The sequence below is a fragment of the Shewanella acanthi genome (assembly GCF_019457475.1).
Classification (GTDB): domain Bacteria; phylum Pseudomonadota; class Gammaproteobacteria; order Enterobacterales; family Shewanellaceae; genus Shewanella; species Shewanella acanthi.
In genome coordinates, this window is sequence record NZ_CP080413.1 from 2,966,798 (window position 1) to 2,981,232 (window position 14,435).

12 protein-coding genes are annotated in these 14,435 nt (G+C 48.1%); 8 read left to right on the top strand and 4 right to left on the bottom strand.

The window, feature by feature from the left end:
- Positions 1–19: 19 nt before the first annotated feature.
- The 3 genes from oxyR to mnmL form a co-directional block, all read right to left on the bottom strand.
- The gene (gene oxyR, locus K0H61_RS12830) at positions 20–931 is read right to left on the bottom strand and encodes a hydrogen peroxide-inducible genes transcriptional activator OxyR (protein ID WP_220049747.1); all 912 of its coding nucleotides are present in this window, start codon (positions 929–931) and stop codon (positions 20–22) included.
- Positions 932–1,136: 205 nt separating this feature from the next.
- A complete protein-coding gene (locus K0H61_RS12835; RefSeq protein WP_220049748.1) occupies positions 1,137–1,502 on the bottom strand; it encodes an Hpt domain-containing protein in 366 nt (121 codons plus the stop codon).
- A gap of 173 nt (positions 1,503–1,675) precedes the next feature.
- Positions 1,676–2,614, bottom strand: coding sequence for a tRNA modification radical SAM protein MnmL/YtqA (gene mnmL, locus K0H61_RS12840; RefSeq protein ID WP_220049750.1), 939 nt, complete (start codon positions 2,612–2,614; stop codon positions 1,676–1,678).
- 587 nt (positions 2,615–3,201) lie between these two features.
- On the opposite strand from mnmL, the gene gltB reads away from it, so the two are divergent.
- The 8 genes from gltB to K0H61_RS12880 all read left to right on the top strand — a co-directional run bounded on the left by gltB (position 3,202) and on the right by K0H61_RS12880 (position 13,111).
- Positions 3,202–7,650, top strand: a complete 4,449-nt coding sequence (gene gltB, locus K0H61_RS12845; RefSeq protein ID WP_220049752.1) for a glutamate synthase large subunit — start codon at positions 3,202–3,204, stop codon at positions 7,648–7,650.
- A 6-nt stretch (positions 7,651–7,656) separates the two neighbouring features.
- Positions 7,657–9,078 carry an FAD-dependent oxidoreductase gene (locus tag K0H61_RS12850; RefSeq protein WP_220049754.1) on the top strand — a complete coding sequence of 474 codons (1,422 nt, stop codon included), beginning with the start codon at positions 7,657–7,659 and terminating at the stop codon, positions 9,076–9,078.
- 227 nt (positions 9,079–9,305) lie between these two features.
- Entirely contained in the window at positions 9,306–10,013 is a 708-nt protein-coding gene (locus K0H61_RS12855; RefSeq protein WP_220049756.1) for a 5'-methylthioadenosine/adenosylhomocysteine nucleosidase, read from the top strand.
- Between the two features lie 21 nt (positions 10,014–10,034).
- On the top strand, positions 10,035–11,024 hold the full coding sequence (locus K0H61_RS12860; RefSeq protein ID WP_220049758.1) for a cobalamin biosynthesis protein CobD/CbiB: 990 nt from the start codon (positions 10,035–10,037) through the stop codon (positions 11,022–11,024).
- Between the two features lie 55 nt (positions 11,025–11,079).
- Positions 11,080–11,457 (top strand): DUF2721 domain-containing protein, encoded by a 378-nt coding sequence (locus K0H61_RS12865; RefSeq protein ID WP_220052705.1) that lies wholly within the window; start codon positions 11,080–11,082, stop codon positions 11,455–11,457.
- Entirely contained in the window at positions 11,454–12,080 is a 627-nt protein-coding gene (locus K0H61_RS12870) for a trimeric intracellular cation channel family protein (RefSeq protein ID WP_220049759.1), read from the top strand. The genes K0H61_RS12865 and K0H61_RS12870 overlap by 4 nt, the downstream gene beginning before the upstream one ends.
- Position 12,081: 1 nt before the next feature.
- The gene (locus tag K0H61_RS12875) at positions 12,082–12,567 is read left to right on the top strand and encodes a nuclear transport factor 2 family protein (RefSeq protein ID WP_220049761.1); all 486 of its coding nucleotides are present in this window, start codon (positions 12,082–12,084) and stop codon (positions 12,565–12,567) included.
- Positions 12,568–12,682: 115 nt separating this feature from the next.
- Positions 12,683–13,111, top strand: coding sequence for a hypothetical protein (locus tag K0H61_RS12880; RefSeq protein WP_220049762.1), 429 nt, complete (start codon positions 12,683–12,685; stop codon positions 13,109–13,111).
- Positions 13,112–13,196: 85 nt separating this feature from the next.
- On the opposite strand, the gene tyrS is transcribed toward K0H61_RS12880, so the two are convergent.
- Positions 13,197–14,393: a tyrosine--tRNA ligase gene (tyrS, locus tag K0H61_RS12885; protein WP_220049763.1), complete on the bottom strand. Its 1,197-nt coding sequence runs from the start codon at positions 14,391–14,393 to the stop codon at positions 13,197–13,199.
- Positions 14,394–14,435 lie beyond the last annotated feature (42 nt).

Here is a 14,435-nt window from a genome sequence, read left to right on the forward strand (position 1 = left end):
TAGGCTCTAGGACGCCCAATTATTGGCTCTCTTTGGCTAACAGTTTTTGAATCAGTAAGCCAAGGGTACGGAAGGTCAAAATACGGCTGGTTGTCTGACGCCAAACTAAACCAATATCGCGGTAAGGCGCTTCGCCCGGAGGCGTCATCACTTCAAGATCGGTATCATTTAAGATCCCCGCATCAATCGCCATCTGTGGTAAGAACGTCGTCCCCAATTTACTGTCCACCATTTGCACTAAGGTATGCAAACTGGTTGCTGCAAAGGGATTAATCTTAGCGCTATCACCCAGTTTACAGGCAGTTATTGCATGGCCCGTAATACAATGCTCCCCCTGCAGCAGGAAAATGCTCTCATCTGGCAGCGTCTGGTAATCAACTGGCTGATGTACAGTTCCAATTAAATCTTTATGGATCACCATCTTAAAAGGGTCAATGCCGACTTTCATGCTATGGTAACCACTGGTATCTACGGGGAGCGCTAGAATAAGTAAATCAAGCTCACCTTTACCCAGTGCATCCAATAAGCGTTCAGTCGTGTCTTCCTTAAGCAATAAACTCATGGCTGGATAGGACTGCTGACATTGCTTGACCACACGACTTAGTAAGAAAGGGGCGATTGTCGGAATACATCCTAGTCGGATGTCTCCTGTCATCGGCTCACCTTGGTTTTTTACCAGTTCAACCAAGTCATCGACGTCGGTTAAAATCTTACGTGAACGCTGCACCACTTCCTCGCCAATAGCTGTGAACATAAAGGATTTATGGTCACGTTCGATAAGCTGGTGCCCTAACTGCTCCTCTAAATTTTGGATACCGCTAGACAGCGTTGATTGACTGACAAAACACACCTTAGCGGCGCGGTTAAAATTTTGCTCCTGATGCAGATTCACCAGATAGTAGAGATTTTTAAGGCTAGGTAAGCTTTTCATTTAATCGATTGCCGCACTAATTTTGAATTAACAAATTAAATCAACAATAGCTTAACTTATCAATAAGCGGACAATCTAACTATGTAATATTGTGAGCAGAATCGATATTAGCGAAGGGGAATGAAATAATGAGGGGTAAGATTAGATAGCGATATCTTAAAAATCACTCGGTGCAGCTAAAATGCTGCACCTTAATTATTGATGATTAGGCTTTTGCCTGTAAAAACTGTTTCAAATGCTGTAAATCCGCACTGGCAAACTCAACAATCTGCGCAACCCATGTGCTATGCTCAGTCGTCCATTTTGCTTCATCACCGTGTTGCAATAACTGTGCAATCTGCTGAATGCGTTTTAAGCCAACTGAACCTGCTGCCCCTTTAAACTTATGAGCTTCAGAGCAGAGAGTGTCTTTATCGCCAGCTTCGTTAGCCTTAACTAGATTTCCAACATATTCAGGCATTAATTGCTCAAATAAAATCACGCTTTTAAGCAGAGTGCCAGCACCAATTGCACTGCAGTATTGCTCTAACGTATTGAGATCTAGGATTGTTTCTAATTCCACTGTGGCCATCTAGGCCTCCCTTAAGTAGTCCAATTCTTAACACAGGTTTAAGACATGATACCCACTAAAATCGGCAGTGCAACTGCTGGCCGCAAATGAGCTTGAAACTATTACAATATTAACAAAACCCCAACATTATTGAGAGCGCTTGATTATCAAGAAATTGCAGCATTCCCTGGTCTTCAGCCCACATTACTAACCACCAATGCACTCCCCTGCCCACCGTATTGCCTCAAATTTTCGGTGATGGCGACTAAGCCATTCCAACGATAGCCACACCAATCTGGCGCAAGTAACATCGGTTTCTTAGCATAGGCAGTGACTCGGTGAAAAATCACATTCCTAGGCGTGTGCCTAATAAGCTCTCCTGCACTTTGAGCGTACTCTTCAATACTTGAAAGTGGCAAACGGCCAGCGCGCCAAGATTTGGCCATAGTACTGCCTTCAACCACATGCAGGGGATGTAGCTTCAAACCATCTACTCCCTGTTTTAACACCGCGTTAAGCGTCGTCATATAATCGTGATGAGTTTCAGCCGGCAAGCCAAGGATAAGATGGGTGCAAACCTTTAAGCCTCGCTCCCGAGCGCGTTTAACCGTATCACAGTAACAAGCAAAATCGTGACCACGATTAATCCGCTTTAAGGTCAAATCATTCGCCGTCTGCAGACCAAGTTCGAGCCAAACATCTACGCCTCGCCGTTGATAACTCACAAGTAAATCGAGCACGTTATCGGGTACACAGTCGGGGCGAGTCCCGACACACAAACCAACAATTTCACCGTCTTCAACCGCTTCATCATATTTCGCCATCAACACTTGATACTCGTCGTAGGTACTCGTGTAGGCTTGAAAATAGGCAATAAACTTATCAGCAGTCAGCTTTGGCTTTGCCTGTTTGTAACGCTCCTTTCCCCGCTGCAATTGCTGAGTAATAGTGAGAGGTTCGGATTCTTGATAACTAAAAGAAGCGACATTACAAAAGGTACAGCCCCCGCGCCCGAGGCTGCCGTCACGGTTCGGGCAAGTGAACTTGGCATCAATCGTGAGCTTACGAAGCCGTTGCCCATAGCGAGCCTTACACACGGCCCCAAAAGTGTTCACGTATGCATCTAATCCCATAATCTCCCCCAACCTGATTTCATACAACTTAGGACAAAACAATCCAGATAAAATCTCAAAACTGCAACATCCAAAAGGGATTTTTCAGAACAAAACTCTACACTAAACCAATTAACTAAGAATTTCTTAGGCCTTAATCAAACTCAGCCCAGTCAGTTCAAGCGCTAAGTACAAACTTGAGTCATAACTCACATCAAGTTCAGATAACGTGAAACAACTCTCCCCCCAAAAGAATAACAATTCACTTATTTTAATTTTTTATACAACCACTGTGTTTGCAAAAAAAATCACTATTTTTAAATCAGAGCCAATGCAAATCACTGTTACAAAAAAGTAAACACCATGCTCGCCATTTTTTAAAATTCTTTTTATTCATAATGTTATACAGACAAATCACCAGTTAACGTTAACGTAAGGTTAATGTATCTTTTATAACGAACATGAATTTATATACTGATTTTATGCAAATATTGGGTTTGACCTTTGATGAATCTCAGGATAATTTGGGTGGTTCGGGTGCATATCTATAGAAAGTCATTGTTATTTCTCCCGAGGGGTATTTAGTTGGGGTCTAGGGAGGTTTTTGTATGAGCTTATATCATCCCAGTTTTGAGCGGGACAATTGTGGTTTTGGGTTGATAGCGCAGATGGATGGCGAAGCGAGCCATCGTATCGTGCGCACCGCCATCCATGGCCTCGATCGCATGAAGCACCGTGGTGGCATTGCCTCCGACGGCCGTACTGGGGACGGCTGTGGTCTTCTCATGCAATTACCAATTCAATTTTTTGAGGCAATCGCTTCGGAAAATGATTGGCATTTAAGTCGCAAGTTTGCCGTGGGCATGCTGTTTTTAAGTCAGGATGAAGAACGTGCTGATCAAGCCAAGTTCATTCTTGAGCGTGAGCTGGAACGTGAAACCTTAAGCATTGCGGGTTGGCGTAAAGTGCCAGTCAACGCAGATGTATTAGGTGAAATTGGTAAATCGAGCCTGCCACAAATTTATCAGGTATTGATCAACGCCCCTATTGGTTGGCGTGAGAAAGACTTAGAGCGTCGCCTATACATGGCGCGTCGCCGCCTCGAACAACAAATCACTGACGACAAAGATTTCTATGTCGCCAGCCTTTCAGGCCAAGTCATTGTCTATAAAGGTCTGATGATGCCTGCGGATCTGCCGGCGTTTTACCCCGATTTGGCAGACATCCGTCTTAAAAGCTCTATTTGTTTATTCCACCAACGCTTTTCGACCAACACCTCCCCTAAATGGCCATTAGCTCAGCCATTCAGATACTTAGCTCATAACGGTGAAATCAACACCATTACGGGTAACCGCCAATGGGCCCGCGCCCGCGCGTACAAGTTTAATTCGCCATTGCTGCCCGATTTGCAGCAAGCAGCGCCTTTTGTGAACGAAACTGGCTCAGACTCATCATCACTTGATAACATGCTCGAAATGCTGTTATCCGGTGGTATGGACTTATACCGCGCCATGCGCCTATTGATCCCGCCAGCATGGCAAAGTAATCCTGAAATGGATGACGAATTAAAGGCGTTCTACGACTTTAACTCCATGCATATGGAGCCTTGGGATGGTCCAGCGGGTATCGTAATGACTAACGGTCGCCATGCCGCTTGCGCCGTCGACCGTAATGGTCTGCGCCCATCACGCTATGTGATCACAAAAGACAGGATTTTAACACTGGCCTCGGAAGTCGGTATTTGGGACTACGCCGCTGATGAAGTCATCGAGAAAGGCCGCGTAGGTCCTGGCGAATTACTCGTACTCGACACCCTAAATGGGCGACTATATCAATCCTTTGAGATTGACGATGACTTAAAACGTCGCCATCCCTACAAAGAATGGATGGCGAAGAACAGCCGTACCCTAGTGCCAGCTGAGCAGCTCGCAAGCGAGCAGCACGGCGCCAGCGAGTTAAGCCCCGAACAGTTACTGCAATACCAAAAACAATTCGGCTACACCCGCGAGGAACTCGAGCAAGTCATTTGGGTATTGGCACAACAGGGCGAAGAAGCCACCGGCTCTATGGGTGACGATACACCAATGGCGGTGTTGTCTAAGAAATCTCGTTCGCTTTACGACTATTTCAGACAAAAATTTGCCCAAGTGACCAACCCTCCAATCGACCCATTGCGTGAAAAACACGTGATGTCGTTGACGACCTGTATTGGCCGCGAGCAAAACCTGTTTAACGAAACCACGGGCCACGCCTATCGGGTGATGTTTAATTCACCGATTCTGTTGTTCAGTGATTTCAACCAATTACTCGGGTTAGATAGTACTTATTATCGCGCCAACATCGTCGATCTTAACTACGATCCTAATGAAGGCTTAGAAAACGCGATTCGCCGTATTACCGCAGAAGCCGAGCGTTTAGCACGCAGCGGCACTACCTTGCTGATCCTGTCGGATCGCGCCATTGATAAATCGGCGCAGGTAATCCCTGCAGCCATGGCCGTCGGTGCAGTGCAGCAAATGCTAGTGAACAAGAGCCTGCGCTGCGACACCAACATTATCGTTGAGACCGCATCAGCCCGCGATCCGCACCATTTTGCGGTGCTGCTAGGCTTTGGTGCGACGGCAATTTATCCGTACTTAGTCTATGAATCAATTTCAGATTTAGCGAAACGCCACAATCTAAGTGACACCACAGCACTGATGCTTAACTTCCGTTACGGCATCGAGAAGGGTCTGCGTAAGATTATGTCGAAGATGGGCATCAGTACCGTGGGCTCCTACCGCTGTAGCCAACAGTTTGAAGCTATCGGTATCGCCAGCGATGTGATTGAGCTGTGCTTTAAGGGCGTAGTGAGTCGTATCGAAGGCGCAAGCTTTGCCGATATCGCCAAAGATCAAGCACTACTGCATAAAGCAGCCTACCGCGCCCATGTTCCACTACCGCAGGGCGGTTTACTCAAATACGTTGAGGGCGGCGAGTACCACTGCTTTAACCCTGATGTCGTCAACACGCTGCAGGCATCGTTGATAGATAAAAACTTCGCGACCTATAAAAAGTTTGCAAGCTTAGTCGATGACCGCCCAGTTGCCACTTTAAGGGATTTAATTGGCATTAAGGGTAGCCAAGCGGCTATCGATGTTGCTGATGTTGAAGCCGCTTCCGCGCTCTATCCTCGCTTTGATAGCGCAGCCATGAGTATCGGTGCATTAAGCCCTGAGGCCCATGAAGCACTAGCCATTGCGATGAACCGTTTAGGTGGCCGCTCTAACTCGGGCGAAGGTGGTGAGGATGCTCGCCGCTTTAATACCGAGCGAAATTCCGCCATCAAGCAAATCGCCTCGGCGCGCTTTGGTGTTACCGCACATTACCTAGTGAACGCCGATGTACTGCAGATTAAGGTCGCGCAGGGCGCAAAACCCGGTGAAGGCGGTCAGCTGCCAGGTCATAAGGTCAGTGTTGAAATCGCAGGGCTGCGTCACGCTCGCCCTGGTGTGACTTTGATTTCACCGCCGCCGCACCACGACATTTACTCTATCGAAGACTTAGCCCAGCTGATTTTCGACCTAAAGCAAATCAACACTAAAGCACTGATCTCAGTCAAATTAGTGTCTGAGCCCGGCGTTGGCACAATCGCAACCGGTGTGGCGAAGGCCTATGCCGATATGATTACTATCTCGGGTTACGATGGCGGCACAGGCGCAAGCCCTATTACCTCGGTGAAATATGCGGGTAGCCCATGGGAGTTAGGCCTTGCCGAAGTGCATCAGTCTTTAGTTGAAAACGGTCTGCGCCATAAAATCCGTTTGCAAGTCGATGGCGGCTTAAAAACCGGAACCGACGTGATAAAAGCGGCATTACTCGGCGCCGAGAGCTTTGGCTTCGGTACTGTGCCTATGATTGCCTTAGGTTGTAAGTACCTACGTATCTGCCATCTGAATAACTGTGCAACCGGGGTTGCGACTCAAGATAAGAAACTGCGCGATAACCATTACCACGGCCTGCCAGAGCGAGTGATGACTTACTTTGAGTTTGTCGCCGAGGAAGTACGTGAATGGATGGCGGCTTTAGGCGTAAGCCAATTTGAAGATTTAGTTGGCCGCAGTGAGTGGTTACACGCCTTAGAAGGCCAGACAGAGAAGCAGCAAGGCCTTAATCTCGCGCCGATTTTGTATCAGCCAAAGGTGAAAGCAACCACCTCTCGCACATGGAAGGAAACCAACCCACCAGCGGACTTAGGTTTACTCAACCAGCATCTGCTGAACGAGTGCCAATCAGCCGTGGATAAGGGTGAATGTTTTGATGCGGCATACAGCATCAACAACACCGACCGCTCAGTGGGCGCTCGTCTATCAGGCTATATCGCGACGACCCAAGGCGTAAAAGGCACCAAAGCACCGATTAAACTCAGCTTTAACGGTAGTGCAGGTCAAAGCTTTGGTGTGTGGAACAGCCCAGGTCTTGAGCTAAAACTGTGCGGTGATGCCAACGACTACGTCGGTAAAGGCATGTCCGGCGGAAAGATTGTCATTTATCCGCCAGTAGGCAGCCCATTCCAGAGCGAGCGCAGTGCCATTGTTGGTAACACTTGTCTATATGGTGCTACCGGAGGCCGCTTCTTCGCCGCAGGTCAAGCGGGCGAGCGTTTTGCCGTACGTAACTCAGGCGCCATCGCAGTGGTCGAAGGTTTAGGGGACAACGGCTGTGAATATATGACCAGCGGTATTGTAGTCGTACTCGGCAAAACGGGCGTTAATTTCGGTGCAGGTATGACTGGCGGTTTTGCCTATGTGTTCGATCAATTTGGCCGCTTTAAACGCCGCGTGAATACCGAGTTAGTCGATACGCAAAAACTCGAATCACCAATTCATCAGCAACATTTAAAGGGCTTAATCGAAGAGCACGTCGCAGAAACTGGCAGTGAACATGCCAGAATGATCTTAAGTGATTTTGCGAACTGGTTAGATTGCTTCGTGTTAGTAAAACCTAAAAATATTGCCGTAGCCGATCTGCTGAAATTAGAGCAATCGAGCCCGGAACTAGCGGTAAAAGTGGGGTAATTGCCGATGAGTAACGATTTTCAATTTATTGAAGTGGGTCGCAAAGACCCACACAAACACCCAGCGGCAAAGCGTTCGACTCAGTTTATTGAGATTTATCAGCCTTTTGCACAAGCTCAAGTCACAGAGCAAGCGGACCGGTGTTTAGATTGTGGTAACCCATACTGTGAATGGAAGTGCCCGCTACACAACTATATTCCAAACTGGCTCAAGCTTGCACAGCAGGGCCGAATTATGGAAGCGGCGGATTTAGTGCATGAAACCAACACCCTACCGGAAATATGCGGCCGCGTTTGCCCACAGGACCGCCTCTGCGAAGGGGCTTGTACGCTTAACGCTGACTTTGGCGCCGTGACTATTGGTAACGTTGAGAAATACATTACCGATACAGCGATTGCTCAAGGCTGGCGCCCAGATATGAGCAAAGTGACGCCCCGAAAGGAAAAGGTCGCTATTGTTGGCGCGGGCCCTGCGGGATTAGGCTGCGCCGATATCCTCGCACGTAATGGTGTTAAAGCTGTGGTTTTTGACAAGTATCCACAAATCGGTGGACTACTAACCTATGGCATTCCCGCCTTCAAGCTCGATAAATCCGTAATGGCGACTCGCCGTAGTGTATTAGAAGGCATGGGTATCGAGTTTAAACTTGGCGTCACTATTGGCAAAGAAACCGTGGGTAAGGATGTCGGTTTTAACCAGCTACTAGAGGAATACGATGCCGTGTTCCTCGGCATGGGCACCTACACCGCGATGAAAGCGGGGCTCCCAGGCGAAGATGCAACGGGTGTTTACCAAGCCCTGCCCTATCTTATTGGCAACACCCATCATTTGATGGGCAGCAGCAGTGCTGACACCCCATACCTAAACCTTGAGGGTAAGCGAGTGGTAGTGCTAGGGGGCGGCGATACCGCGATGGACTGCGTCCGCACCGCCGTACGTCAAGGCGCGAGCAGCGTGATTTGCGCCTACCGCCGCGATGAAGCCAACATGCCAGGCTCGCGCCGCGAAGTGCAAAATGCCCGCGAAGAAGGGGTAAACTTCCTCTTTAACCGTCAACCAGTTGCGATTAAAACCGAGGGCGGCAAAGTGATTGGCGTTGAATGCGTCGAGACTCAAATGGGTCAAGCGGATGCCAGCGGTCGTCAAAAGGCCGAAGTGATTGCCGGTAGTGAACAGTTACTCGAAGCCGATGCGGTGATCATCGCCTTTGGTTTCCAACCCAGCCCAGCACCTTGGTTTGCCGAATATGGCATTGAGCTCGACCAATGGGGCCGAGTCAAAGCTAATAAGTTCGATGAGAATCCCTTCCAAACCAGCAATCCTAAGGTATTTGCCGGTGGCGACATGGTTCGTGGCTCGGACTTAGTGGTCACCGCCATTGCCGAAGGCCGTGATGCAGCCCTGGGGATTTTAAACTTCCTCGACTAATTGAATTTACTTATCAAAGTTCAATTAAAGCGCTGTATCTGATTAAGCTTTAAAGAAAAATGCGCCAAATGGCGCATTTTTTATCCCTCAAACTATGATCTAATCAATTGGGCTAACAACCACTTTGTATTCGGCACAATCGGGCAATAACGACTGGGCATAAGTGTGATATATTAGCCGCCATTCCATCGTCCCACGTGTTACGTGTTGAATAGAAAGGGTCTCCCATGAAAATTGGTATTATTGGCGCTATGGAGCCAGAAGTAGCGCATTTGATTGCTGCTATGACAAACGCATCTTCACAAACGATTGCTGGCATTGAATTTATCGCAGGCACTTTGGCGGGCAAAGACGTTGTCGTCACCCGCTCTGGTATTGGCAAAGTGGCCGCCAGTATTGCCACCACACTGCTAATTGAAAAATATGCCCCAGATGCGGTGATCAATACGGGTTCGGCCGGTGGTTTTGTCGATTCTCTATCAATTGGCGATATTGTGATTTCATCTGAAGTGCGCCACCACGATGTAGATGTTACTGCATTCGGCTACGAAATTGGCCAGATGGCACAGCAACCCGCCGCGTTTATGCCATCACCAGAGCTTGTGGCTGCGGCCAACAAAGCCATCACTCAATTAGGTGAAGTGAAAGCAATTGAAGGGTTAATCTGTACTGGTGATAGCTTTATTTGCGATCCAGTACGTACCCAAACCATGCGTCAAAACTTCCCAACGATGGCGGCCTGTGAGATGGAAGGTGCGGCCATTGCCCAAGTCTGTCACCAGTTTTGCGTACCATTTGTGGTGATCCGATCACTGTCTGACAATGCCAATAACGACTCGCCAGTCGATTTCGATTCCTACATTGTTAAGGCAGGTTACCATTCAGCATTGATGGTGATGGAATTACTGCAACATATCGCCCCTAAGGCCGCTTAAGTAAAGATTGGAAAGTACCAGATGCACAGCTCTTTGTTTCAACAACTTGTCGAGATTGATGGCGCTTTGTTTGAAGGCTTTTTGGTACTTTTTTTCGCACTGTTGCTGGCGCGTCTTGCGCCACTGCCACGTGAAATGCAGCCGCTTATTTGGTTCGCCCATTTAGCTAAGCAGCTCGCAGCAAAAGTGAATCGCCCAGAGCGCGGTGCCAATCAGCAAACAACCGCTGGCTTTTTAGCCATGCTGCTGTTGGTGTTTCCCTTCTGGGCCATTATTACCTTTTTGCTTGAACTTGCCGCCTTCCCTTGGTTTTTCGAATTCTTAGTGCTGTACCTGTGTTTAACTGACTCAGCTTTTTCCCAAGTAGCCGATGAAATCGCCAAGGCACTTAAACGCCAGGATAACGCTAGCGCGAAAAAGCTGCTCCAGCCCTGGGTTGTGCGTGATACCGAAAGTCTATCCGAAGTGGGAATCACTAAAGCCACTATCGAAAAGCTCGCCACGGCGCCAATTTACGGCACCGCTGCGACTATTTTCTTTTTCGCCCTTGCCGGCGCACCTATGGTACTGGCAGTGCGAATGCTAAAGCAGCTCGAAATCAGCTGGCCACCAATCCAGCCGCAATATCAGTATTTCTCCCGCTCGGTAAATGCACTATCGACAGTGTTGCTTGCCATTCCCGCTTGGTTATGGAGCTTGTCGATTGCCATGCAAGGCGGCCCAACTTCCTTTAGTAAACTGTTTACCCTTCCTAAAAATCATCCCGGGGTTCGTGGTTATGTGATGAGCGTGAACATGGTTGCGAGTATTTTGCAGATAGAACTTGGCGGACCACAAAAATTAGCTGGTCAGCGCGTCGAAATCGCCAAAGTTGTCTACGGCCCACAGCCACACTTTGATGCTATCGCCCCTGCAGTGCAGTTAACCTCTCGCGCAAGTGGGATCTGGTTTGGTTTCATCACCTTATTACCCATTCTATGGGCGGGTTTACGTTACTTACAAAGCCTGTGATATGCTTTCTTGTAGTCAAAAACTGGGTTAAAGGATGGCTCCTATGTTTGAGAACATGCATGTATCATTAACAACACCCGCGCTATTATTTCCCGCCATTTCACTGCTGCTACTCGCCTATACTAATCGTTTCTTTGCCCTTGCTGCGCTTATCCGCACTTTAAGCAGCGAAGCCAAACCCGTTCATCAGGATCAGATAAAAAACCTAAGCCAGCGGATCAATATCATCCGCCGTATGCAGGAAGCGGGTGTGCTTAGTTTCGCTCTGTGTGTGCTCTGCATGATTTTTATCTATGTTGGTTTTAATAAGACCGGTTCGGTAATTTTTGGCGCAAGCCTGCTATTGCTGCTCTACTCCTTAGTTCTATCAGTGATTGAAATTCGCATCTCGGTCGATGCCTTAAATATTCATATCAAAGAGATGAGTAAATGAGCCAGTGGGTTTATTTCTTTGATTTGTGTGGCACTGCGGTATTTGCGCTCTCAGGCGCCCTTGCTGCTGGTAAGCATCGAATGGATCCCTTTGGCGTCATAGTTCTAGCATCTGTGACCGCCATTGGTGGGGGAAGTATTCGTGATGCCTTGATTGGCGCAACGCCCGTCTTTTGGATACGCGACCATAACTACATCATAGTGATATTGGTAACAGTGCTTATATGTCTTGCTATGGTACGCCGCCCGCATCGCATCTCACAATATGCCCTACCCGTTGCTGATGCCTTTGGTCTGGCGCTCTTTACCATTATTGGTGCTGAAAAAGCCCTCAATCTCGGCCTAAGTGGCATGATTGCCGTGGTCTTGGGGTTGATCACTGGCGTGGGAGGAGGCATTATTCGAGACATACTGTGCAGGCAAATCCCTATGGTGCTGCGTACAGAGATTTATGCCACCGCCTCAATTTTTGGGGGAATAGGCTATACCGTAAGCTTAGCCTACGGGATGGGGGATAAAATGGCGCTGTTTCTAGCCATGACAAGTACCTTGTTTATCCGCCTATGTGCCATCAAATGGCACTTGTCGTTACCGGCCTTCGATCTCAAGAGCAAGAGGGAATGATTTGCGAATATTGTGGCTTTTAGTGTGCCTTATGTTTGTTCCGAGTGTATTGGCGGCCCAAGCCAATTCGGGTGAAATGCCGGAGGAACAACAATTAGCGGTAAAATACATCACTGCACTTACAGAACACGATTACAGAACACTCAGCAAATTCTACAATCGCGACAGTGTGTTTTATGACAAAACCGCTAATCGCAAATATACCGGCGGCCGTTTCATTATCGACTTTCTCGAACGTGCCCACGAGGGCGTGCTCGAATACACCTTCAATATCGAACACATGTATAACGCAGGCCCACTCGTGGTAATGATCGGCAACTACCACTTTAAGGGGCCTGGCGAGCAATTTGGTAAGCCGGGAAAAATCATCGACGTAGCCATTCCCGGTGTCACTAGCATTAAACTAGACATGCGAAGTCATCGCGTGACAGAACATGTCGATCTTATCGATTACCAAACCATGTCGGATCAATTAGCGCTGCAGTAGTCACAAATTTTCCCCCCGTCGGAAACTTGAACGCTTATTGATAGTCGAAACCTGCAATGAATGAATTTACGTCAGCCCGCTATGGTCTGACGCCCGACATTGCAATGAGGTTCGTATGAGATATTTGGGACGGCTGGCCCTACTCGCCCTAGGTAGCCTAGTGCTGATAGCCAAAGCACATGCAATACAACCTATTATCGTCTCCTATGCGGTACAGCCTGTAAGCCACTTCAATCAAGCGCTTAAAAAAGCACAGGCAGAGCATCAAGCCTGGAGTGATAACCCTGCGCAGATCAGCAGTGAATATGCCGGAAAAAAATTCACCTTAGTGCGCACCCAGCCCAATAAGAATGGCATGCTGACCTATCAGCTCAGTGAAATGTCAGCGCAGCATCCGCAGATGCTATTGATTATGTCATTGAAGAAAAATGCCAAGCTTTGGCAGGTCGATTCAGCCCAGCTCGCGTGGAAATGTCGCGAAGGTCAGCACTTTGGTACCGAAAGATGCAATATCGCCAGGCACGAAGCCGGCAGCGCGCCCTAATATTTCTCATTCAGTTATCACATCACAAACAAAAAGAGCGCCACTAGGCGCTCTTTTTATTCTTGCATTTAACCCCTTAGGTTATTTATACAAGCGTTACTTTAGCAAACTTACGTTTACCCACTTGGAATACGGCAACTGTGCCCGCTGGCAGCGTCAAACGGCTATCTTCTAATTTTTCGCCGTCCATCTTCACCGCACCTTGTTTAATCATACGCATCGCATCTGAGGTTGAACCGACTAAGTCTGCGTCTTTCAACAAGTTAGCGATTGCAAGACCTTCACCCGCTGCGAGCTCCACTTCTGGGATATCGTCTGGAATTGCACCCTTCTGGAAACGGTCGATAAAGGCTTGATGCGCCCCTTCTGCCGCCGCTTCGTCGTGGAAGCGAGCAATGATTTCCTTCGCCAGAGCAATCTTAGTGTCACGAGGGTTCGCACCGTTGGCGATATCCTGTTTGAATTGCTCAATTTCAGCCAAGGGGCGGAAAGACAGCAGTTCGAAGTAACTCCACATCAGATCGTCCGAAATCGACATGATCTTGCCAAACATTTCGTTGGCAGGCTCGCTTACACCGATATAGTTGTTGGCCGACTTAGACATTTTCTTCACGCCATCTAAGCCCACCAGCAGCGGCATCATAATTACTGTCTGTGGTTTTTGGCCTTCGGCTTTTTGCAGCTCACGGCCCATCAGTAGGTTGAACTTCTGATCTGTACCGCCAAGCTCAACGTCGGCATTCAATGCGACAGAGTCATAACCCTGCAGTAATGGGTACATAAATTCATGAATGGCAATCGATTGACCAGCTGCATAACGCTTCTTAAAGTCGTCACGCTCCATCATACGGGCAACGGTTTGCTGAGAAGCTAAGCGGATCATACCCGCTGCGCCCAATGGCTCTAACCAGCTTGAGTTGAACTCAATTCGGGTTTTGGCTGGGTCTAAAATCTTGTACACCTGCTCTTTATAGGTCTCAGCGTTGGCTAACACCTGCTCACGAGTCAGCGGTGGACGAGTACTGTTTTTACCACTTGGGTCACCGACCATACCGGTAAAGTCACCAATCAAGAAAATGACTTCATGGCCTAACTCTTGGAATAATCTTAATTTATTTAAAATTACCGTGTGCCCAAGGTGGATGTCTGGTGCGGTTGGGTCTGCACCTAATTTAATCCGTAATGGACGTCCTTCTTTGAGTTTTTCCAGCAGATCCGCTTCGAGTAGGATCTCGTCAGTGCCACGTCTAATTTCTGCTAATACTTGGTCTAAATCAGCCATCTCGGCGGGGACTCCTAAGGCCATGGTCAAAATTAAAGAGAC